We start from the raw sequence: 21,857 nt of genomic DNA, 5'->3' as shown, positions 1-21,857 counted from the left end.
CTGAACGATAGTGCGGGAAATCCTGGAGGGGGGACTTTCATGAGCGAAGCGGTTTCTTCTGGAAGTGGCGCGTTGCGGATCACCATCCGGCCAATTGCGCCGGATCGTCCGTGGGCGTGGCTGTCGGCCGGCTGGCGCGATTTCCAGGCGGTGCCGGGCGTGGCCCTGGCCTATGGCGCGCTGTTCGTCGTCGGCAGCTTCCTGCTGACGCTGGGGCTGTGGCTGCTGGGGCTGTTCTATCTGGTGCTGCCGCTGGCCGCCGGCTTCATGCTGGTGGGGCCGGTGCTGGCGGTCGGCCTGTATGAGGTCAGCCGCAAGCTGTCCTACGGCATCCGGCCGACGCTGGGCGACGCGATGACGGCCTGGAAGGCCAATCCGGGGCAGATCATGGGCGTCGGCGTGGTGCTGATGCTGTTGCTGCTGGCCTGGATCAGGCTGGCCTTCCTGATCTTCGCGCTGTTCTTCGGGACCCAGCCGCCGAGCTGGGAGCTGCTGATCTCCAGCACGCTGCTGTCGGCGGAGGGGCTGCCCTTCCTGATCGTCGGCACGCTGGTTGGTGGCGTGCTGGCGGCGCTGACCCTGGCGATCAGCGTGGTGTCGATCCCGCTGCTGCTGGACCGCGACGTGAACGCGGTCACGGCGGTGCTGGCCAGCCTGAAGGCTGTCGTGCGCAACCCGCTGGTGATGATCGGCTGGGGGGCGCTTGTCACCCTGTTCATCGGCGCCGGCATCGCGGTCGCCTATGTCGGGCTTCTTGTCACCTTCCCGCTGATCGGCTTCGCGAGCTGGCATGCCTATCGCGACCTGATCGAGATCGAGGAAGCGTGACCATTTTTTTCAATCGCCAATTCAAACGCACGAATCGCGGGGGTGCATTGCGATGAAGGATCCACTGATGTGGCCGCTGGGCGCGGTCGTCGCCGTGCTGGGGGTGCTGGGGCTGTTCCTGGCCGCCGGCACGCGCGATAGCGCCCTTTATATCTTCGGGCTGGGGCTGCTGGGCTTTGCCTGCCTGTTCGTCTTCGACCTGATGCGGCGCAGCTTCGACGCAGCAAAGAAGCAGCCTGCCGACAAGATTGGGGAAACCGTGCCATGAGCGCTGTCGCCATGAAACCGGCTGATATCAGCCCGGCATATGACGAGGAAGTCGTCCGGCTGTTCGTGATCGCCACCGTGTTCTGGGGCGTCGTTGCCTTCCTGGCGGGCACCTACATTGCCTTCCAGCTGGCCTTTCCGGCCCTCAATCTGGGGATCGAGTTCACCACCTTCGGGCGGCTGCGCCCGCTGCACACCTCGGCGGCGATCTTCGCCTTCGGCGGCAACGCGCTGCTGGGTACTTCCTTCTATGTGGTGCAGCGGACCTGCCGCACCGCCCTGTTCGGCGGGCCGTCGCTGGCGCGCTTCGTGTTCTGGGGCTACCAGTTCTTCATCGTCATGGCGGCGCTGGGCTACGTCATGGGCGTGACCCAGGGCCGGGAATATGCCGAGCCGGAATGGTATGTCGATCTGTGGCTGACGCTGGTCTGGGTCGTCTATCTGGTGATCTTCATGGGCACCGTGCTGACCCGCAAAGAGACGCACATCTATGTGGCCAACTGGTTCTACATGGCCTTCATCATCACCATCGCGGTGCTGCACATCTTCAACAACCTGGCGATGCCGGTCTCGTTCTTCGGGCTGAAGAGCTATTCGGCGGCCTCGGGCGTGCAGGATGCACTGCTGCAATGGTGGTACGGCCATAACGCGGTCGGCTTCTTCCTGACCGCCGGCTTCCTCGGCATGATGTATTATTTCGTGCCCAAGCGCGCCGAGCGGCCGGTCTATTCCTACCGGCTGTCGATCATCCATTTCTGGGCGCTGATCTTCCTCTACATCTGGGCCGGCCCGCATCACCTGCACTACACGGCACTGCCGGACTGGGCGCAGACGCTGGGCATGACCTTCTCGATCATGCTGTGGGTGCCGTCCTGGGGCGGCATGGTGAACGGCATCATGACCCTGTCGGGGGCGTGGGACAAATTGCGGACCGACCCGGTGATGCGATTCCTGGTCACCGCCGTCGCCTTCTACGGCATGTCCACCTTCGAGGGGCCGGTCATGTCGATCAAGGCGGTGAACGCGCTGTCGCACTATACCGACTGGACGGTTGGCCATGTGCATTCCGGCGCGCTGGGCTGGGTCGCCTTCATCAGCTTCGGGGCGGTCTATTACCTGGTGCCCAAGCTGTGGAAGCGTGAGGAGCTGTATTCGCTGCGCCTCGTCGGCTGGCATTTCTGGATCGCGACGCTGGGCATCGTGCTCTACATCACCGCGATGTGGGTGTCGGGCATCATGCAGGGTCTGATGTGGCGCGCCTACGACCATCTCGGCTTCCTGCAGTACTCCTTCGTCGAGACCGTGGCGGCCATGCATCCCTTCTATGTGATCCGGGCGCTGGGCGGGGTGCTGTTCCTGCTGGGCGCGCTGATCATGGTCTACAACCTGGTGCGCACGGTGCGCGGCGATACCCGCGCGGAGCTGCCGATTGCCGCCACGCCGCGCAGCGGCGCGCTGCGCCCGGCCGAGTAAGCGAGGATCAGACCAATGGCGAAAACCGCATTGTTCAGCCATGAGCGGCTTGAGAAGAACGGCCTGCTGATGCTGGTCCTCGTGCTGCTGACCATCTCGATCGGCGGCATCGTGGAGATCGTGCCGCTCTACACGATCGAGACCACCATCGAGCGGGTGAAGGGCGTGCGCCCCTATACCCCGCTGGAGCAGGTCGGCCGCAACATCTACATCCGCGAAGGCTGCTATGCCTGCCACAGCCAGCAGATCCGTCCGTTCCGCGACGAGGTCGAGCGCTATGGCCATTACAGCCTGGCGGCGGAGAGCATGTACGACCATCCGTTCCAGTGGGGTTCCAAGCGCACCGGCCCGGATCTGGCGCGTGTCGGCGGCAAATACTCCAACGAATGGCATGTGGTGCACATGATCGATCCGCGCGCCGTGGTGCCGGAATCGGTGATGCCGGCCTATCCGTTCCTGGCGGATAAGCTGATCCGCACCGACGATATCGCCGGCCATCTGGTGGCGCTGCGCCGGGTGGGTGTGCCCTACACCGACGAGATGATTGCCGAGGCAAAGGCCGACCTTCTGGCCCAGGCCGACCCGGAGGGCGACCATGCCGCCCTGCAGGCGCGCTATCCGAAGGCGGTGGTCGGGGATTTCGACGGCGATCCGAAGCGGCTGACCGAGATGGATGCGCTGGTCGCCTACATGCAGATGCTGGGCACGCTGGTCGACTTCAGCGCCCACGATCTCGACGATCTGCGGCAGTAGGGCGCGATGGAAATCCTTCAGGAAATCGCGGGGTTTCTGCGCGGCTATTGGGGCCTGTGGCTGATGATGCTGTTCGTCGGCCTGGTGCTCTGGACGCTGCGCCCCGGAGGCCGCAGGAAATATGACGAGGCAAGCCAGATCCCGTTGCGCGACGAGAACGGCAACGGCAGCGGGAAGGAGTGAGGCGATGGCGACCAACCGTATCAAGGACCCGGTGACCGATACCGAAACAACAGGCCATGAGTGGGACGGCATCCGCGAGCTGGATAACCCGGCCCCGAAATGGCTGATGTACACCTTCTACGCCACCATTATCTGGGCAATCGGCTACTGGGTGCTCTACCCGGCCTGGCCGAACCTGATGGGCGGCGGCTACACCAAGGGCGTGCTGGGCTATGTGCAGCGCGAGGAGATCAAGGAGCAGATCGCCGCAAAGCGTGCCGACCAGGCGGTCATGCATGACCGTATCGCCAGCGCCTCGCTGCAGGAAATCCGTGGCGATGCCGACCTGCTGTCCTTCGCGCTGGCCGGCGGCCGCGTCGCCTTCGCGGATAATTGCGCGGGCTGTCACGGTGCCGGCGGCTCCGGCAATACCGGCTTCCCGGTGCTGGTCGATGACGAATGGCTTTGGGGCGGCGCGCTGGAAGATATCCAGTACACCATCCTGCACGGCATCCGGAACAGCAGTGCCGATGCGCGCTATTCGGAGATGCCGCGCTTCGGCCGCGATGGCATCCTGAACCGTGAGGAGATCAACGACGTTGCGGAATACGTCCTGTCGCTGAGCGGCCACGGCACCGACAAGGCGGCAGCAGGGCGGGGCGAGGAGATTTTCGTCGCGCAATGCGCTGCCTGCCATGGCGAGAAGGGCGAGGGCATGCGGGAGCTGGGCGCACCCAACCTTGCCGACGATATCTGGCTCTATGGTGGCAGCAAGGCGAAGGTGGTCGAATCGATAACCAATGCCCGATTCGGTGTCATGCCGGGCTGGGCCGGGCGGCTGGACGACTCGACGATCAAGCAGCTGACTGTCTATGTCCACGCGCTGGGCGGCGGTGAATAGCACAAGGTCGTAGAGGGGGAGAAAAGGCCGGTTCCGGGAAACGGAGCCGGCCTTTTCGTTGTTGGGTTCGCCGGTTCAGTCGGCGGTCCTGGCCGGACAGGTGTTCACGCCGATCAGCGTGTAGGCCGGGCACCAGCGCAGCAGGGCGGTCGTCAGCGGCACTAGGCCGAGAAGGCCCCACCAGCGTTCGTTGCCGTCCAGCAGCACCAGCAGCGACAGGATCGCCAGACCGGCGACGATACGGAGAGTGCGGTCGATACCGCCAACATTCTGCGTCATGTTGAACCCCCTTGGCTTTGAATAGCCGGCCGGCCGATCCGGCGGCTGCCTCACATTGTTAATATATATTTGAATATTAACAGGTAAAAGACCGCAAAGAGGATTTGGACCAAAACGCGTCCGAATGCCGCGCCCTTATGTCTTCTTCGGATCGTCCTTGCCGGCGAGGGTGCCCTCGGCGAGGCCTTCCTCGCGCTCGCGCAGATAATCGTCGGTGGTGCGGGTCAGCGGCCGTGCCTTGCCGGCGAACGGGTTGTTCCCGTTCTCGAACTGCACGATGACGCGGCAATCCTCGCACATCTTGATGCGCTCCAGCGCTGCAGGGTCCTGGAACATCGGGTGGTCCTGCAGCTTGGCGACGATGCGCTCGACCGAGCCCTTGGTGCCGAACGGCTTGCCGCAGCGTACGCACTCGAACGGCTCCTCCTGCTTGATCGGCAGGACGGCGCGCGCCTCGGCGGTGAAGTTAATGCGGGGCTCCAGTGCGATCACCTTTTCCGGGCAGGTCGCCTTGCACAGGCCGCACTGCACGCAGGCATCCTCCTGGAAGCCCAGGAAGGGCCGGTCGGGATCATCAGTGAGGGCGCCGGTCGGGCAGACGCTGACGCAGGACAGGCACAGGGTGCAGCCCTCGGTATCGATCTTCACGGCGCCGAAGGGCGCGCCGGCGGGCAGCTGAAGCATATCGACCGGGGCCGGGGCGGCATCGTGCAGATGCCCCAGCGCCAGCGACAGCATGGCGCGCTTGCCGCCCATCGGCAGGAAGTCGCCGGCCTGCGCGGGATCCAGCCCCGGCAGGGCGTAGAGCAGCGCTTCCAGCGCGTCGGGATCGTCCTCGACCAGCACCGTGACGCGGCCGCTGTCATAGCCGAGGCCGGCCATGATCGTCTCGGCGAGGCCGGCCTGCTGGGCGAGGCCCGCCAGCTCGCCCTGCTTCTTCGTGGAGACCAGCACCGCGACATGGCTGGCGCCATAGGCCAGCGCGCCGGTCAGCAGGTCGAGACCGGTCTGCGTCGCCTCATTCACCGCGAAGGGGATGACATTGGCCGGCAGGCCGCGTCCGAACCGCGCCATCAGCGAGATCAGGTCTGCGCCGTGCCGCTCGTCATGCACCAGGATCACCGGCTTGCGCCCGCCGGCATCGCGGTAGGTGGAGAGCAGGGTGCGCAGCCGCGCCAGCAGCGAGGTGCTGGGCGGCATGGCATAGCTGGTGGCACCGGTCGGGCAGACGCTGTGGCAGGCGCCGCAGCCGCCGCACAGATAGGGATCGATGGCAACCACATCGCCGGCGGAACTGATCGCCGAGGCCGGACAGACATCCAGGCAGCGGGTGCAGCCGGTCTTGTGGTTGCGGCCATGCGCGCACAGATCGGCCTGGAAATTCACATAGCGCGGCTTGGTAAATTCGCCGACCAGGTCGGTCATGTCGAACAGCGCCTTCTGCACCGCCGCCGGATTGCCGGGGTCGGGGCGGAAATAGCCGTCGCGCCGCTCATGCGACGGGAACAGCGGCGACCCGCCGGTCAGGTCCAGGATCAGGTCGCAGCGCGAGGAAGCGCCATTCTTGCCGGCCTCGAAGGCCAGCGCCTCGCGGGAGGAGGGGATCAGCGGCGCGTAATCGTCCACCACAATCTCGAAGGCGCCGAGATGGCCGGCGGCGCGCGCGATGCTGCCCTTGAAGATCGGGATGTCCATCAGCCGCGGCGGGATGATGTCGCCCGGCTTCGACAGCAGCACCGTGACGTCGAGCCGCCCGGCAAGCTGGCGTGCAGCTTCGATGGCCTGCTCGTCACGGCCATAGATCAGGCACACGCCTTCCGACTTCAGGGTGACGCTGGTGGCGTGCTCGATTTCCACCATCGCCTCGGCCAGCAGGGCGGCCATCTTGGGCGTGGTGTTCCGGGCCTGCTCGGCCCAGCCGGCCTGTTCGCGGATATTCACGAAGGAAATGGCGGCGTCGCTGCCATCCTCCCCCATCACCTCGGCGAACAGCGGCGCTTCCTGGGTGCAGGCGACGATGAAGGGATGGCCCTGCGCGGCGGTGCGGCGGAAGCTGTCGATTCCGGCGCGGCACAGCTCCTCGTGGACATCGCCGACGGCCTGGCCGCAGGCCGTGTTCAGAGCCTTGCCGTCGAGCGGCATGGTACCCCGGCAGGTGCAGGCGAGAATGCGGCGCTGGGCGTCCGTCATGGGTGTTCCTCGGTCATCGGTCGTTTGCTGTCATTCTTGGTTTTTACAGGCGGATACATCATTCCGCCTTGTTGCGCTATATACTGGTGGTAAGACCAATCGCGGGCAATAGCCACGCGCGCCGCACGCTCGGGAGGAGCGATGAGCAAGGATATCTCGATGCCGATGGGCATCGTCATCGAACGCCACAAATCGGCAAGCCCCTGGCAGGACTGGCGGTTCCAGCCGGTCGCCGTCATTCCTGGTGCGCCGGATGTTGAGGGCTGGACCGAGATGGTGCGGGGCGAAGGCTGGGTGCGCTACCACGCGGCGACGCTGCCGGTCTGGCTATACCGGACGCAGACACCGGCCTATCTGCACAATCTGTCGATGGAGCAGCCGGTCGTCTATATCGTGCTGCGCCGCGATCCCGATGCGCCGGAGGAGTTCGCCTTCCAGCCGCTGCTTGTCACCGTCTCGCCCTATGAGGCGGAGGAGTATCTGATCAGCGGTGACGAGATCGTCGAACCGGTGGCGATGCCGGAAATGGTGATGGGCTGGATGCAGGATTTCATCGACGGCAACCATGTGGAGCAGCCCTTCGTGAAGCGCCAGCGCGACAAGCACAAGGAGAAGCGGCCCGACTCGCCGCTGCCGCTGGATGCCTATGGCAAGCCGATCCGGGAAGGGGGGCGTCATGGCTGAGCGCCCGTTCCTGTCGCGCTGGTCGCGGCTGAAGCAGGAGGCCCGCACCCAAGCGCCGGGGCGACGTGGTGGTGCTGCGCCGGTAATACAGGACGATCGTGCGGAGGAAACCCGGCAGGCAGCCTTGCCGCCGGAAGCGCCGGCTCAGCAACAGGCGGTACAGCCGGCGCGAAGCGATCAGCAGCCGCAGGAGGCAGCGTTCGATGCCGATTCCCTGCCCGATATCGATAGCCTGACAGTCGAGTCCGACTTCACGCAGTTCCTGCGCAAGGAAGTGCCGAAGACGCTGCAGCGCAGGGCGTTGCGCAAGCTCTGGACCTCCGATCCGGTCTTCGCCTGCCTGGACGGGCTGAACGATTACGAGGAGGATTTCACCGACGCGGCGACGGTTATCGAGGGCATGAAAAGCTCCTATCAGGTCGGGCGCGGCTTTCTGACCGATGAGGAACTGGCAGAGAATCATTCCGTCTATACCGCTTCGCGGCAGGCGCGGATCGATGCTGAGGAGGCCGAGGCCGCAGCCGAGCAGGACGGGAGCGAGGTGGAATCCAGCTCGCCGGAAACCGATGGAGCGCCGGAGCAGGGTGAGCCGGAGAAGGCGCCTGAACAGGCCACAGCCGCGGTCGCGGATGAGGAGACATCACCGGAAGGTGTGGCTACCGAACAGGAGTCCGAAGATAAGAGTGATAATCGTTCTTAATTTAACAACGCCATCATTACTCAATTAAGATCGATTATCATTTGCGATTTTCTGTTCCGATGTTCCTCAGAACTTGCCACCACCGCTCGGCCGCCTGCCGTTTCTGCTAGACCTTGGAATTTGATTGGCATAGGCTATTGGTAAGACCAATAAGGCACACCCGGTCCGCCTAGGATGAATAAGGCGGAAAAACAATGGGGTGCCACATGGATTTGGTGTTGAGGGAGCGAAACGACGCAGATGCCTGACGCGGCTGCGCATATTCAGCATATGATGGCGGAAGAAGACCTTCTGCGGGCCAACTGGTACGGCTTTCTGGCGCGCTTTCTGGCGGCGCCGGCCGATCAGGTCGCGCTGTCCCTTGCCGCCGGTTTCGACAGCCAGGATGACGGGACCGACATGGGGCGCGCGCTTGGCGTTTTGTCTCGTCTCGCCCAGCAGACCACGCCTTCCCAGGCGGAAGAAGAATATTTCAATCTTTTCATCGGTGTGGGGCGGGGCGAGCTGATGCCCTACGGCTCCTATTATCTGACCGGGTTCCTGAACGAAAAGCCGCTGGCCCATCTGCGCGGCGACATGGCGCGCCTGGGGATTGCGCGCGCCGAGGACGTGAAGGAGCCGGAAGATCACATCGCCGCGCTGTGCGAGATGATGGCCGGCCTAATTGCCGGCAGCTTCGGCACGCCGGCCCCGCTTGCGGTCCAGAACGAGTTTTTCCAGCGGCATCTGTCCCCCTGGGCCGGCCGCTTTTTCGGCGATCTGGAGCGGGCGCGCCATGCGCGGCTGTATCAGCCGGTCGGGACGATCGGCCGGCTGCTGATCGATATCGAACGCGACGCTTTCGGGATGGAAGCGTGACGGAATCGTAAGCGACTGGCGCAAGCCGGACAGAGTTTTGAACGGGTTGTACGTTTTTTGAGGGTTGAGGAGGACGCATCATGAAGCAGCAAGACAAGCCGGTTTCGGCGCATCGCCGCGACTTCCTGCGCGTCGCCAGTGTCGGTGCCGTGGCAGGTGCTGCCATGGCCGTCGCGGGCGGCAGCGAGGCCGAGGCCGCCGAGGTCAGTGAGACGGTCGGCGACCACAAGGGCTATCGCGAAACCCAGCATGTGAAGACCTTCTACAAGCTGGCCCGCTATTAAGCGCCGGCAGCCAGTAGGGAGCGGGAGAAGACAATGCTCAAGAAAAAATCGGATGCAGTAGCGGCCCGTCCGCGCCTCAGCCAGGCGCTGGCCAGCCTCACCGGCGGCGCCATTGACCGCCGTACCTTCCTGAAGCGCTCCGGCCTCGCGGCTGGCGGCGTGGCGATGGCTGGTGCCTTTACCGGCGGCATGGTGCGTAAGGCGCCGGCGGCCAACCCGGCCTTCGGCGGCGAGATCAAGACCGCCAAGACGGTCTGCACCCACTGCTCGGTGGGCTGCACGGTGATCGCCGAGGTGCAGAACGGTGTGTGGACCGGGCAGGAGCCCGGCTTCGACAGCCCGTTCAACATGGGGTCGCACTGCGCCAAGGGCGCGTCGATCCGCGAGCTGACCCATGGCGAGCGCCGGCTGAAATATCCGGTGAAGCTGGTTGACGGCAAGTGGACCCGCGTGAGCTGGGAGCAGGCGATCAGCGAGATCGGCGACAAGATGCTCCAGATCAGCGAGCAGTCCGGCCCCGATTCGGTCTATTGGCTGGGCTCGGCCAAGCACAGCAACGAGCAGGCTTACCTGATGCGCAAGTTCGCCGCCTTCTGGGGCACGAACAACATCGACCATCAGGCCCGCATCTGCCACTCCACCACGGTCGCCGGTGTCGCGAACACCTGGGGCTATGGTGCGATGACCAATAGCTACAACGACATGATGAACAGCCGCCTGATGTTCTTCATCGGCGGCAACCCGGCGGAAGCCCATCCGGTGTCGTTGCAGCACATCCTGAAGTCGAAGGAGCAGAACGGCGCGCCGCTGATCGTGTGCGACCCGCGCTTCACCCGCACGGCCGCGCATGCTGATGAATTCGTGCGCTTCCGTCCGGGCACCGACGTCGCCCTGATCTGGGGCATCCTCTGGCACATCTTCGAGAATGGCTGGGAGGACAAGGAATACATCGCCAAGCGCGTCTATGGCATGGACAAGGTCCGGCCGGAGGTCGCGAAGTGGACGCCTGAGGAAGTCGAGCGCGTCACCGGCGTTCCCGGCTCGCAGCTGAAGCGCGTTGCACGCCTGATGGCGACCAACAAGCCCGGCACGCTGGTCTGGTGCATGGGTGGCACGCAGCACACCAACGGCAACAACAACACCCGCGCCTACTGCATCCTGCAGCTGGCGCTGGGCAATGTCGGCGTGGCCGGCGGCGGCACCAACATCTTCCGCGGCCATGACAACGTCCAGGGCGCCACGGATTTCGGCGTGCTGATGGACTCGCTGCCCGGCTATTACGGCCTGGCGACCGGTTCCTGGCAGCACTGGGCCCGCGTCTGGGACGTGGACTACGACTATCTGCTGAAGAAGTTCAAGTCGAAGGAGCTGATGGAGCGGTCCGGCATTCCGGTGTCGCGCTGGTTCGACGGCGTGCTGGAAGACAAGGGCAACATGGACCAGCCGGACAATGTCCGCGCCATGGTGTTCTGGGGTCATGCGCCGAACTCGCAGACCCGCCTGCCGGACATGAAGAAGGCGATGGAGAAGCTGGACCTTCTCGTCGTCATCGATCCGGTGCCGACGGTCTCCGCCGTGCTGCACGACCGCAAGGATGGCTGCTACCTGTTGCCGGCGGCGACGCAGATGGAGACCTATGGCTCCGTCACCGCGTCGAACCGTTCGCTGCAGTGGCGCGAGAAGGTGGTCGATCCGATCTTCGAGGCGAAGACCGATCACGAGATCATGTATCTGTTCGCCAAGAAATTCGGCTTCGACAAGGAGATGTTCAAGCACATCAAGGTGGACGGCAACGAGCCGAACATCGAGGACATCACCCGCGAATGGAACAAGGGCATGTGGACCATCGGCTATACCGGCCAGTCGCCGGAACGGCTGAAGATGCACATGGAAAACCAGCACACCTTCGACAAAGTCAGCCTGCGCGCCAAGGGCGGTCCGGCCGATGGCGATTTCTACGGCCTGCCCTGGCCGTGCTGGGGCACGCCGGAGATGAAGCATCCGGGCTCGGCCAACCTCTATGATATCTCGCTGCCGGTCGCCGAGGGCGGCATGGGCTTCCGCGCCCGCTATGGCGTGGAACGCAATGGCGAGACGCTGCTGGCCGAAGGCTCCTGGCCGGTCGGTTCGGAGATCGAGGACGGCTATCCCGAGTTCACCATGGCGATGCTGCAGAAGCTCGGCTGGGACAAGGATCTGACCGCTGACGAGATGGCGGCGATCCAGAAAGTCGGCGGCGACAAGATCGGCGGCGTGAACTGGAAGACCGACCTGTCGGGCGGCATCCAGCGCGTTGCCATCAAGCATGGCTGCGCCCCCTACGGCAACGCCAAGGCGCGCTGCGAGGTGTGGAACTTCCCGGACCCGATTCCGCTGCACCGCGAGCCGCTCTACTCGCCGCGCCGCGACCTTGTGGCCGACTATCCGACCTACAAGGACCGCAAGATGCATCGCCTGCCGACGCTCTTCGAGTCGATCCAGAAGAACGACTTCTCGAAGGAGTTCCCGATCATCCTCACCTCCGGCCGTCTGGTCGAATATGAGGGCGGCGGTGACGAGAGCCGGTCGAACCCGTGGCTAGCCGAGCTGCAGCAGGACATGTTCGTCGAGATCAATCCGGTCGATGCCAACAATCTCGGCATCAAGGACGGCCAGATGGTCTGGGTGCACGGTCCGGAAGGCGGCAAGGTGCATGTGATGGCAATGCTGACCGAACGCGTCGGCAAGGGCGTGGCCTTCATGCCCTTCCATTTCGGCGGCAAGTTCCAGGGCAAGGATCAGCGGGCGAAATACCCGCAGGGTGCCGATCCGTATGTGCTGGGTGAATCGACCAACACCGCACAGACCTATGGCTATGACTCGGTGACGCAGATGCAGGAAACCAAGACCACGCTCTGCCGCATCGAGCGCGCATAAGAAGGGGAGACGTAAGATATGGCCCGCATGAAATTCCTGTGCGACGCCGAGCGCTGCATCGAATGCAACGCCTGCGTCACCGCCTGCAAGAACGAGCACGAGGTGCCCTGGGGCATCAACCGGCGCCGCGTCGTCACCATCAATGACGGCAAGCCCGGCGAGAAGTCGATCTCGGTGGCCTGCATGCACTGCTCTGATGCGCCGTGCAAGGCGGTCTGCCCGGTCGATTGCTTCGTGACCACCGCCGAGGGCATCGTCCTGCACAACAAGGACACCTGCATCGGCTGCGGCTACTGCTTCTATGCCTGCCCGTTCGGCGCGCCGCAGTATCCGCAGGCCGGCAATTTTGGCACCCGCGGCAAGATGGACAAGTGCACCTTCTGCGCCGGCGGTCCGGAAGAGGCCGCGAATTCCGAGGCGGAGTTCCACAAGTACGGCCGCAACCGTATCGCCGAAGGCAAGCTGCCGCTCTGTGCCGAGATGTGCTCGACCAAGGCGCTGCTGGCCGGTGACGGCGACGTGGTGTCCGACATCTACCGCGAGCGCGTCGTCGCCCGCGGCTTCGGGTCGGGCGCCTGGGGCTGGGGCACGGCCTACGAGGCAAAGGCCGGCGGCTGATACGCCGCTGGCTGTACCGGATGACGGGGCCGTCTGCCTTAGGCTGGCGGTCCCGATATCCCGATCCGGTGGAAGAAGCAGAAGAAGAAGCAAGAGACAGGATGGGGGTCGATCCATGCTCAAGGCACTGATCGGAGCCGGCGAGAACCGGCGCGGCGAGATGAAAAGGGTGTCCGGCCTGATGGCCGTGTCCCTGCTGCTTGTGGCGGGTTTCCTGCTGCAGGGGTGCCGTGAGGAGGAGCAGGGCCGCATCCTGCTGTTCGACAAGGGCAACTATATCGGCAAGGTCGTCGATGGCGAGAAGCTGGACCCCTCGACCGTCGAACAGCTGAACAAGCGTGCCGAAAAGCAGTGGATGTAAGGTCAGGGGAGCGCAAGACATGAACGTCCGGAATTTCATCCCGCGTCTCTTCGCCATCCTGTCGCTGGCCGTGCTGCTGCTGGGCGGCATGCCGGCTGCGGAACGGCTGACGGGCATCGCTGCCGGTGCCCATGCCCAGCAGGCTCCCGCCGATGCCGGCAAGTCCGACGTCTGGCGCGCGATCCGCCAGGGCGAGCAGGGCTATGTCTCGATCCCCGACAAGAAGGCCGGTGTGCTGATCCAGTCGGAAGGCGAGAACTGGCGTGCCTTCCGCAACGGCCCGCTCTCCACCTGGGGCGTGTGGGGCATGGTCGGCATGCTGGGTCTGCTGGCGCTGTTCTTCGTGGTGCGCGGCCGTATCCGCATCGAGCATGGCAAGAGCGGCCGGCTGATCGAGCGCTTTAACGGTCTGGAGCGCTTCTCGCACTGGCTGACCGCCGTCAGCTTCATCGCGCTGGGCCTGACCGGCCTGAACATCCTCTATGGCCGCTATGTGCTGCTGCCGGTGATCGGGCCGGAGGCGTTCTCCGCCATCAGCCTCGCCGGCAAATATGTCCACAACTACATTTCCTTTGCCTTCATGCTGGGCATCGTTCTGATCCTCGTGCTGTGGATCAAGGACAACATCCCGAGCAAGCTGGACCTCACCTGGTTCGCCCAGGGCGGCGGTATCTTCTCCAAGCACAAGCACCCGCCGGCAAAGAAGTTCAACGCCGGCCAGAAGATCATCTTCTGGGCCGTGGTGCTGGGCGGCATTTCAGTCAGCCTGTCCGGCCTGGCGCTGATGTTCCCGTTCGAGTTCGCCTTCTTCGGCAAGACCTTCGCCGCGCTGAATGTCTTCGGCTTCGGCCTGCCGGAAAACCTGACGATGATGCAGGAGATGCAGCTGTCGCAGCTGTGGCACGCCATCGTCGCGCTGGTGCTGCTGGTCCTCATTATCGCTCACATCTATATCGGCACGGTCGGCATGGAAGGTGCCTTCGATGCGATGGGCAGCGGTATGGTGGACGAGAATTGGGCAAAGGAGCATCATTCGCTGTGGGTCGATGAGGTGAAGGAAGAGGAGCGCAAAGCCCGTGGGGCCGCGCGTGGCGCACCCGCCCCCGGCGACGATTGACCAGACGACGATTGACCGAAGCTGCCTCTCCGCAGCCCTCCGGAACCGATGGAGTAGTCCCCGTGCCGCGTCTTATCCGCCGAAACTCCCTTGCCGCCGCAGCGGGCCTGGCCCTGTTTTGCCTCGGCGCGATGGCTGCTCCGGCTGTGGCGCAGCTCAGCACGGATGAGGCCGGCAAGAAGCTGGCGGAGACGTACAATGTCCGCGTGCTGGATGTCCGGCTGGCGGAACATGATGGCAAGCCCGTCTATGCCGCCAAGGTGATGCGCACCGGGGAGGGGGCAGGCAATGCCGCCTTCATGGTGACGACGTTGCTGGTCGATCCGATGACCGGCAATCTCATCTCGGCTTTTGAGCATCGCACGACCGGCTATGAGACCTCCGCCACGGATTCCTACGAGGCGCGCCTCGATTCCTCCGGCAGCGAGATGCGCCGCATGACCAACCGGCCCGCCCCGCGCAACTGAGCGGGGAGCCGGGCAGCATGGTCTTTCGCCCTGTCCTCTCGGTCCTGTCTGTCCTGATCCTGGGCCTGTCCGCCCTGTCATCGGCTGCGTATGCCCAGCTTTCTGGCCATGGCGGGCCGGTCCGGGGCGTTGCCGTGGCCCCCGACGGGCAGCGGGCGGTAACCACCAGCTTCGACTATTCGGTCATTCTCTGGTCGCTGGACCGCGGCGAGGCGAATGCGATCCTCCATGGCCATGAGGCGGCGGTGAACGCGGTCGTGGTTCTGCCGGACGGGCAGCGGGCGGCGACCGCCGGAGATGATGGCAAGCTGATCTTCTGGCGCTTCGGCGACACGCAGCCGGCCCGGGTGGTGGAAGCCCATGCCGGCCGCATCGTGGCGCTGACCCTCAGCCCGGACGGCAAGGTGATCGCCTCGGCCGGCTGGGACGGCTCGGCGGCGCTGTGGAGCACGGCGGATGGCAGCCTGATTCAGCGTTTCGAGGGGCACCAGAGCAATGTGAACGACGCCGTCTTCTCGCCCGACGGCACGATGCTCGCCACTGCGGCCTATGATGGGATCATCCGGCTGTGGAATCTGGCTGATGGCCGCCTGCTGCGGGAGATGACGGGCCACGAATTCAGCGTGAATGCGCTGGCATATTTGCCCGATGGCGCGCTGCTCAGCGGCGGGTCCGACGAGACGGTGCGGCGCTGGAACACCGCAACGGGCGAGGAGACCAGCCGCCGCATCGCCCATAAGGGGCCGGTCCTCGATATCGCGGTGGCGCCGGATGGCAAGGGCTTCGCCAGCGGCGGCATTGACGGCATGGTGCGGCTGTGGAAGGCCGGCGAGGAAAAGCCGGTCCATGCACTGGCCGGACGCGGCGGGCCGGTCTGGGCGCTGGCCTACACGCCGGACGGCAAGCGCGTGCTGGCGGCGGGCAATGATTCGGTGGTCCGGCTGTGGGATGCGGCCACCGGCCAGCCTTTGGGCGACTCGGGGGGCGAACCGGTGGAGACGGCGGCAGTCACCGCCGCCGCACCGCAGGATAAGGGGGCGGCCATCTTCCGGCGCTGCGGGCCGTGCCATACGGTGACGGCCGATGGCGGCAACCGCGCCGGGCCGACGCTGCACGGTATCTTCGGCCGTAAGGCCGGCACGGTCGAGGGCTATCCCTATTCGCCGGCACTGCTCGACAGCGACATCGTCTGGACCGCCGAGACCATTGGCGACCTGTTCACGAAAGGCCCGGATGTGGTGACGCCCGGCAGCAAGATGCCGCTGCAGAAGCTGGTGCGTCAGGAGGATCGCGACGCCCTGATCGCCTATCTGCGCCAGGTCACCACGCCATGAGGTGCGATCGGGTGAACAATGCTAAACTGGGTCCAACTAGGCCCGCTACATGAAGGGGGGAGTATCATGAAGGCGTTTCTGGCGAGTGTCATCGCGCTGCTGGTCATCACCATCGGCGCTGGCGTGCTGCTGACCAGCATCAACCCGAATGTCGGCAAGGTCTATCAGTCCTCGCACGGGTCGGTGCGGCTCTAGAACCATGGCCAGGGCCATCGCCTTCGATGCCTATGGCACGCTGTTCGATGTCCATTCGGTGCGCGCGCTCTGCGAGGAGATGTTTCCTGGCAAGGGCGCGGCACTGTCACAGCTCTGGCGGCTGAAACAGCTGGAATATACCTGGCTGCGCAGCCTGATGGGCCGCTATGAGGATTTCTGGGCGGTCACGCGCGATGCGCTGGTCTATGCCCTGAAAAACCAGGGGGTCACTCCTGTCGAGGCCGATCTCGACCGGCTGATGGGGGAATATCTGCGGCTCTCCCCGCATGCCGAGGCGGCCGAGGCGCTGAAGCGCCTGAAGGAGATGGGCATCCGCCTCTCCATCGCCTCCAACGGCAGTCCGGCCATGCTGGACGCGGTGGTAAGCAATGCCCGCTTCGACACGTTGCTGGAGGCTGTCATCAGCGTCGATCCGGTGCGGGTCTTCAAGCCGCATGACGCGGCCTACAAGATCGTCACCGACACGCTGGGCCTGCCGGCGAACGAGATCCTGTTCGTCTCCTCCAACGGCTTCGATGTGGCCGGCGCCAGCCATTACGGCTTCGAGAGCGTGTGGATCCAGCGCAGCACCGGCCAGATGGAGGAGCTGGGTGTGCAGCCGCGCCATGCCATCCGCTTCCTCACAGATATCCCGGCGCTGCTCGCCTGATCTTTTAGTATCGCAGAACGAATGGGCAGTCGTGCCGGGACGTTCTGCACAGTGTCCTGCCGTCTTGTCTGAGATGCTTCTCCCAGTTTGAAATCCGGGAGAATAATCATGAGTAAAGCAGAGATGGAGCGGTTTCTGAGCGACCTGGCGAACGATGCTGATCTTGCCGATGCGGTGCGGTCGGCAGTCCGCCAGCCCGCCGATCTGGCAGCGTTCGCCACGCAGCACGGCTATGCGGTCGAGGGGGCGGATATTGAGCAGGTTGTGCACGCCGCGTCAGCAGAAGGGGGCGCACTGTCCGACGAGCAGCTGGAAGCGGTTGCCGGCGGAACCGCAGGGCGCACTGCTTTCGAGATTATCCAACGTTACTTGCTTGACGGCGATATGAGTGGTCGCCCTGCGTAAGCAGTCATCAGCCGCTGAACCACAGCCACAGGCCGGCACCGGCCAGTGACAGCAGCGTCATCGGGATGCCGCAGCGCGCATGTTCGGCGAAGCCCAGCCGCACGCCGGCGCTCTTCGCGCGTTCCACGGTGATGATGTTGGCCAGGCTGCCGACGATCAGCAGATTGCCGGCCAGCGTGGACAGGATGGCAAGGCCATAGAGCGTCTCCGCCGTCAGGTCCGGCCAGACCGAAAGCAGCAGGATCACCGCCGGCACATTGCCGATGGTGTTGCTGCCGAGGATGGCGACCGGCGCCAGTACGGCCAGCCGGTCGGGGTAGAAGCCGCTTGCTGCCAGCAGATCGACGGCGCGGCTCGGCAGGCCGGTCGCGGCCAGCGCCTCGGTCACCACGAACAGGCCGGCGAACAGCACCAGCAGCGGCCAGTCCACCTTGGCGAACAGGGCGCGCGTCTCAAGCCGCCGGCTGACCAGCAACGCGCCACCAATGATCAGCGCGCTGACGGCATGCGGCAGCGGCGTGGCGAACAGCGCCAGCAGGGCGGTTACCGCGACTATTCCTTTCAGCAGATGCGCGCGGTCCAACGGCTGGATTGGGAGCGCCGGGACAGGAGGCATATCCGCCTCGAACCGGCCGCGCCAGACCAGCCAGATGATCAGGAACACGCTGGCCAGCCCGATCAGCGCCGGGACCGCGCAGGCGGCGAGGAAGGCCCAGAAATCGAGGCCGCCGGTCTGGCCGATCAGGATGTTCTGCGGGTTGCCGATCAGCGTCGCCGCCGATCCGGCATTGGCACCACCGGCAAGACCAATCAGATAGGGCCGGGGGTCGAGGCCGCGCGCCAGCAGCCCGGCGCACAGCAGTGGCGTCATCGCGAACACCACCACATCGTTCGCCAGCACCGCCGACAGCAGGCCGGAGGTGGCCACGACGGCACCCAGCAGCCAGACCGGGGAGCGTTCGAGGCCGGCGATGCGCAGCGAACACCAGTCGTAGAAGCCGCTGGCATCGAACTGCGCCGACAGGATCATCAGCCCGAACAGCACGAACAGGGTCGGGAAGTCGATGGCGTCCAGAATGCCGGCGGGCGTCACAGCACCCGTCACCGCTAGTACGATGGCAGCCAGCAGGGCGATGCCCGCACGGTCGATGCTGAGGCCGGGGAAGCGCCCCAGCGCCATGCCGATATAGGTCGCGGCGAAGACCGCCAGGATCAGGCCGACATCGACAGTATCGCTCATGCGGGAACGCCCGAAGGGAAGGATGATCCCTTCTGGACCCTTTTCGCGCCCTTGGCAATCAGCGCTGCGTTTCCTCCGGCGGCGCGGGATCGTCCGGTGGTGAGGCCATCGGCGTCGAGGCCATTGGTTCGCCCTCTGGCTCTTCTTCCTCGGCGCGCGGGTCGAGCTGGAAGACTGCCGGCGTGCTGCGCGGCACGGCGATGAAGTCGCCCTGCTCCTCGGCCGGTTTCGGCGGGCGGCGGGTCATGCGGTACAGCGCGAAGCCGCCCATGCCGGCATGGACAAGGGCGGTAAAGGCGAACAGCGCGCGGGCATCCGTTGCCTCCATAAGGATCGAGGCGACGAGCGGCCCGACCACCGCGCCGGCGCCGTTCAGCAGCAGCAGGCCGGAGGAGGCCTCGACGAAGTCGCCGGGCTCCATATAGTCGTTGGCGTGCGAGATACACAGCGAATAGACCGGGATCATCAGCGCGCCGAACAGCGCGGAGCCCACCAGCAGGAACTGCTGCGGCATGCCGTACAGCGCGATCAGGATCAGCCCGGACAGGCTGGCCAGGAACACGGTGCCGGCCAGGATGGTGCGGCGGTCATACCGGTCCGACAGCCAGCCGACCGGCCATTGCGCGACAGCGCCGCCGATCATCACCGCGGCCATGAAGAAGGCCACGCCCGACAGCGGCACGCCGCCGGCCTGGGCGAAGATCGGCCCCATGCCCCAGAAGGCGCCGCTGACCACACCGAAGCCGAAGCAGCCGACCACGCCAAGCGGCGACAGGCGGTACAGACGCCCGATCCTGATCTTCACCGTACCGATAGGGGCGGGGACGGCGCTGCGGGTCAGGCCGACCGGCACCAGCGCCAGGCAGATCAGGATGGCGCCCAGGCAGAACAGCGGATAATCCTGCGGGTCGCCTAGCGTCAGCAGCAGCAGCCCGCCAGTCGTCGCCGTCAGATCGACGATGCGGTAGATCGAGATGATGGAGCCGCGCAGCTCGTTCGGGCTGCGCTCGTTCAGCCAGCTCTCGATGATCATGTAGAGCCCGGCAAGGCACAGGCCCGTGATGGCGCGCAAGCCGGTCCAGACATAGGGATCGACCGCCAGCGCATGCAGCAGGAAGACCGAGGCGGCGACGGCGGCAAAGACGGAGAAGGCACGGATATGGCCGACCCGGCGCACGATATGCGGGCCCAGCACGCAGCCGGCGATGAAGCCGGCGAAATAGCCCGACATCATCATGCCGATCATCGAGGGCGGAAAGCCTTCCAGATTGCCGCGCACGGCCAGCAAGGTGCCTTGCAGGCCGGAACCCAGCAGCAAGATGCCGACCGAGAGCAGGAGGGCGCTGAGTGTGGTGATTGTCTGTCGCAAGGGTCCGTTCGTCAGGCTGGGGAATTTCTGACGGGCGAGGCCGCCGGCTATCAGGGAAACAGTCTAGAACATTAACGCGGGATATGGCTAAGGTTCCGGACCGATTTTCCTGCCGCGCGGTTCCCGAATGTCCTCGTCTCAACCTGTCGCCCCCCCAATCGCTCCCCGTAACGTCACCATCATCGGTGCCGGTATCGTCGGCATGAGCGCCGCCCTCTACCTGCAGCGCGACGGCCACAAGGTCACGGTCATCGACCCGAAACCGCCGGGGACCGGTACCTCGCTCGGCAATGCCGGGGTCATCGCCACCGGTGGCGTGACGCCGACCGCCATGCCGGGGCTGTGGAAGAAGGTGCCGAAGATGCTGATGGACCCGGCGGGGCCGTTCGCTATCCGCTGGCGGTACCTGCCGCAGATCGCACCCTGGCTGATCCGCTTCCTGCAGGCCGGCGATGCGGGGCGTGTCCGGCAGATTTCGCGTGAGCTTCTGCCCCTGGTCAGCCGGGCGCTGATCGCGCATGAGGAGCTGGTGAAGCTGACCGGGGCGGAGGACATCATCCGCCGTGTCGGCTGGCTAAAGCTCTATGGCAGCGAGGAGGGCTTCGCTGGCACCGCCTTCGACCGCGAGCTGATGACCGGCTGCGGCGTGAATTTCCAGGTGCTGGACAGTGACGAGGTGCGCCAGCTCGAACCGCATCTGCAACGGCGCTTCGCCCGCGGCATCTTCCAGCCCGATGCCGGCTTCGTGTCGCTGCCGCACAAGCTGATTACCGCCTATGCCGAACATTTCCGGCGCAATGGCGGCACCATCCTGCAGGAGACCGTCCGCCGGCTGGAAATCGGGCCGAATGGGCCGGAGAAGGTGGTGACCGACCTCGCCATCCATCCGGTGGACCGGCTGGTGATCGCGGCCGGCGCCTGGTCGAAGGCGCTGGCTTCGGAGGCTGGCGCGCCGGTGCCGCTGGATACGGAGCGCGGCTATCACCTGAACCTGAAGCTGCCGGACGGCACGCCGACGGTCGGGCGGCCAACGCTGATCGCCGACCAGTCCTATGTGCTGGCGCCGATGCAGGAAGGCTTGCGCCTGACCAGCGGCGTGGAGCTGGCGGGGCTGGATGCGCCGGCCGATTTCCGCCGCATCCGCCGCATGCTGGAACTGGCGAAGGAGGTACTGCCCGCCATCGGCCAGGCGGAGGTCACGCGCGAATGGCTGGGCTACCGTCCCTCGACGCCGGATTCGAAACCTGTGGTGGGGCGCTCGCCGCGCTATGCGAACACGGTGCTGGCCTTCGGACACGGCCATATGGGCCTGTCGCTGGGGCCGCTTACAGGGCGCGTGGTGGCCGATCTGGTCGCCGGGCGTGGCTCGGAATTCGACCTTGCGCCCTACCGTCCGGATCGCAGCTTCCGCTGAGGAGTGGGTAGGGAGTATTGCGCTCAGTGTGACTCCTCATTTCCCGTCGTCATTCCCGGCCTTGTGCCGGGAATCCAGGGTTCAGCCCAACTCGACAGATATCCAGCAAGCTGAAGTCTGGACCCCCGCAACAATTGCGGGGGTGACGGAAAGAGTATAGCGGCAGGCAGGCGTCTCGAAGGGTATCGGGGGCAGGATTCCCTACGGCACCTTACCCTTGTCGAGCAGGATGGCGGTGTATTGCTGGTAGGTCATACCCAGCTCACGGGCGCGGCGCAGCCGCATCAGCACCACCTCGCGCGGGGCTGCGAAGGCCTTTTCCTTCGCCTTCTTCCAGCAGGTGACCTGCCAGCCGGTGGATAGCGGCGGGCC

24 protein-coding genes are annotated in these 21,857 nt (G+C 65.1%); 20 read left to right on the top strand and 4 right to left on the bottom strand.

Annotated features, from left to right (window positions below; genetic code table 11):
- Nucleotides 1–39 precede the first annotated feature (39 nt).
- From P24_RS00115 to ccoP, 6 genes are read left to right on the top strand one after another with little or no spacing between them, the layout of a single operon-like run.
- Complete coding sequence (locus P24_RS00115) at nucleotides 40–828, top strand: DUF2189 domain-containing protein (protein WP_040706020.1); 789 nt, start codon at nucleotides 40–42, stop codon at nucleotides 826–828.
- 52 nt (nucleotides 829–880) lie between these two features.
- Nucleotides 881–1,096 carry a hypothetical protein gene (locus P24_RS00110; RefSeq protein WP_121217124.1) on the top strand — a complete coding sequence of 72 codons (216 nt, stop codon included), beginning with the start codon at nucleotides 881–883 and terminating at the stop codon, nucleotides 1,094–1,096.
- Nucleotides 1,093–2,568, top strand: coding sequence for a cytochrome-c oxidase, cbb3-type subunit I (gene ccoN, locus P24_RS00105; RefSeq protein WP_008942641.1), 1,476 nt, complete (start codon nucleotides 1,093–1,095; stop codon nucleotides 2,566–2,568). Before P24_RS00110 ends, ccoN begins: the two co-directional genes overlap by 4 nt.
- A 15-nt stretch (nucleotides 2,569–2,583) precedes the next feature.
- Nucleotides 2,584–3,321 (top strand): cytochrome-c oxidase, cbb3-type subunit II, encoded by a 738-nt coding sequence (gene ccoO / locus P24_RS00100; protein WP_008942640.1) that lies wholly within the window; start codon nucleotides 2,584–2,586, stop codon nucleotides 3,319–3,321.
- Nucleotides 3,322–3,327: 6 nt separating this feature from the next.
- Nucleotides 3,328–3,504: a cbb3-type cytochrome oxidase subunit 3 gene (locus P24_RS00095; RefSeq protein ID WP_008942639.1), complete on the top strand. Its 177-nt coding sequence runs from the start codon at nucleotides 3,328–3,330 to the stop codon at nucleotides 3,502–3,504.
- Nucleotides 3,505–3,508: 4 nt separating this feature from the next.
- The gene (gene ccoP / locus P24_RS00090) at nucleotides 3,509–4,384 is read left to right on the top strand and encodes a cytochrome-c oxidase, cbb3-type subunit III (protein WP_008942638.1); all 876 of its coding nucleotides are present in this window, start codon (nucleotides 3,509–3,511) and stop codon (nucleotides 4,382–4,384) included.
- Between the two features lie 75 nt (nucleotides 4,385–4,459).
- Here the strand turns inward: ccoP and P24_RS00085 are convergent, their stop codons facing one another.
- Together P24_RS00085 and P24_RS00080 are read right to left on the bottom strand one after the other, a co-directional pair.
- The gene (locus P24_RS00085) at nucleotides 4,460–4,663 is read right to left on the bottom strand and encodes a YgaP family membrane protein (RefSeq protein ID WP_008942637.1); all 204 of its coding nucleotides are present in this window, start codon (nucleotides 4,661–4,663) and stop codon (nucleotides 4,460–4,462) included.
- Between the two features lie 135 nt (nucleotides 4,664–4,798).
- On the bottom strand, nucleotides 4,799–6,853 hold the full coding sequence (locus tag P24_RS00080; RefSeq protein WP_008942636.1) for a 4Fe-4S binding protein: 2,055 nt from the start codon (nucleotides 6,851–6,853) through the stop codon (nucleotides 4,799–4,801).
- 141 nt (nucleotides 6,854–6,994) lie between these two features.
- Between P24_RS00080 and P24_RS00075 the strand changes: the two genes are divergently transcribed.
- The 13 genes from P24_RS00075 (at nucleotide 6,995) to P24_RS00020 (ending at nucleotide 17,462) form a co-directional block, all read left to right on the top strand.
- Nucleotides 6,995–7,537 (top strand): DUF3305 domain-containing protein, encoded by a 543-nt coding sequence (locus P24_RS00075; protein WP_008942635.1) that lies wholly within the window; start codon nucleotides 6,995–6,997, stop codon nucleotides 7,535–7,537.
- Entirely contained in the window at nucleotides 7,530–8,237 is a 708-nt protein-coding gene (locus tag P24_RS00070; RefSeq protein WP_008942634.1) for a DUF3306 domain-containing protein, read from the top strand. Before P24_RS00075 ends, P24_RS00070 begins: the two co-directional genes overlap by 8 nt.
- A 240-nt stretch (nucleotides 8,238–8,477) precedes the next feature.
- A complete protein-coding gene (locus P24_RS00065; protein ID WP_008942633.1) occupies nucleotides 8,478–9,095 on the top strand; it encodes a TorD/DmsD family molecular chaperone in 618 nt (205 codons plus the stop codon).
- Nucleotides 9,096–9,175: 80 nt separating this feature from the next.
- Entirely contained in the window at nucleotides 9,176–9,379 is a 204-nt protein-coding gene (locus tag P24_RS00060; RefSeq protein ID WP_008942632.1) for a twin-arginine translocation signal domain-containing protein, read from the top strand.
- A 33-nt stretch (nucleotides 9,380–9,412) separates the two neighbouring features.
- On the top strand, nucleotides 9,413–12,295 hold the full coding sequence (locus tag P24_RS00055; RefSeq protein ID WP_008942631.1) for a formate dehydrogenase subunit alpha: 2,883 nt from the start codon (nucleotides 9,413–9,415) through the stop codon (nucleotides 12,293–12,295).
- An 18-nt stretch (nucleotides 12,296–12,313) separates the two neighbouring features.
- Entirely contained in the window at nucleotides 12,314–12,913 is a 600-nt protein-coding gene (fdh3B, locus tag P24_RS00050) for a formate dehydrogenase FDH3 subunit beta (protein WP_008942630.1), read from the top strand.
- A gap of 115 nt (nucleotides 12,914–13,028) precedes the next feature.
- On the top strand, nucleotides 13,029–13,274 hold the full coding sequence (locus P24_RS00045; RefSeq protein WP_008942629.1) for a hypothetical protein: 246 nt from the start codon (nucleotides 13,029–13,031) through the stop codon (nucleotides 13,272–13,274).
- Nucleotides 13,275–13,293: 19 nt separating this feature from the next.
- Nucleotides 13,294–14,391, top strand: a complete 1,098-nt coding sequence (locus tag P24_RS00040; protein WP_008942628.1) for a formate dehydrogenase subunit gamma — start codon at nucleotides 13,294–13,296, stop codon at nucleotides 14,389–14,391.
- A gap of 62 nt (nucleotides 14,392–14,453) precedes the next feature.
- Complete coding sequence (locus P24_RS00035) at nucleotides 14,454–14,858, top strand: PepSY domain-containing protein (protein ID WP_156816116.1); 405 nt, start codon at nucleotides 14,454–14,456, stop codon at nucleotides 14,856–14,858.
- Between the two features lie 17 nt (nucleotides 14,859–14,875).
- Entirely contained in the window at nucleotides 14,876–16,192 is a 1,317-nt protein-coding gene (locus P24_RS00030) for a c-type cytochrome (RefSeq protein ID WP_008942626.1), read from the top strand.
- A gap of 66 nt (nucleotides 16,193–16,258) precedes the next feature.
- Nucleotides 16,259–16,387, top strand: a complete 129-nt coding sequence (locus P24_RS20605; RefSeq protein WP_272943343.1) for a hypothetical protein — start codon at nucleotides 16,259–16,261, stop codon at nucleotides 16,385–16,387.
- A gap of 4 nt (nucleotides 16,388–16,391) precedes the next feature.
- A complete protein-coding gene (locus P24_RS00025; RefSeq protein WP_008942625.1) occupies nucleotides 16,392–17,057 on the top strand; it encodes a haloacid dehalogenase type II in 666 nt (221 codons plus the stop codon).
- Nucleotides 17,058–17,165: 108 nt separating this feature from the next.
- Entirely contained in the window at nucleotides 17,166–17,462 is a 297-nt protein-coding gene (locus P24_RS00020) for a Nif11-like leader peptide family RiPP precursor (RefSeq protein ID WP_008942624.1), read from the top strand.
- A 7-nt stretch (nucleotides 17,463–17,469) separates the two neighbouring features.
- Here the strand turns inward: P24_RS00020 and P24_RS00015 are convergent, their stop codons facing one another.
- Both P24_RS00015 and P24_RS00010 read right to left on the bottom strand, forming a co-directional pair.
- Nucleotides 17,470–18,702: an anion transporter gene (locus P24_RS00015; protein ID WP_008942623.1), complete on the bottom strand. Its 1,233-nt coding sequence runs from the start codon at nucleotides 18,700–18,702 to the stop codon at nucleotides 17,470–17,472.
- A gap of 58 nt (nucleotides 18,703–18,760) precedes the next feature.
- The gene (locus P24_RS00010) at nucleotides 18,761–20,071 is read right to left on the bottom strand and encodes an MFS transporter (RefSeq protein WP_008942622.1); all 1,311 of its coding nucleotides are present in this window, start codon (nucleotides 20,069–20,071) and stop codon (nucleotides 18,761–18,763) included.
- Between the two features lie 127 nt (nucleotides 20,072–20,198).
- Between P24_RS00010 and P24_RS00005 the strand changes: the two genes are divergently transcribed.
- Nucleotides 20,199–21,485, top strand: a complete 1,287-nt coding sequence (locus tag P24_RS00005) for an NAD(P)/FAD-dependent oxidoreductase (RefSeq protein ID WP_040706016.1) — start codon at nucleotides 20,199–20,201, stop codon at nucleotides 21,483–21,485.
- The last annotated feature ends 372 nt before the right edge of the window (nucleotides 21,486–21,857 follow it).

Origin of the sequence: Oceanibaculum indicum P24 (assembly GCF_000299935.1) — a bacterium.
Classification (GTDB): Bacteria; Pseudomonadota; Alphaproteobacteria; order Oceanibaculales; family Oceanibaculaceae; genus Oceanibaculum; species Oceanibaculum indicum.
This window is presented reverse-complemented; position numbering and strand designations above follow the sequence as displayed.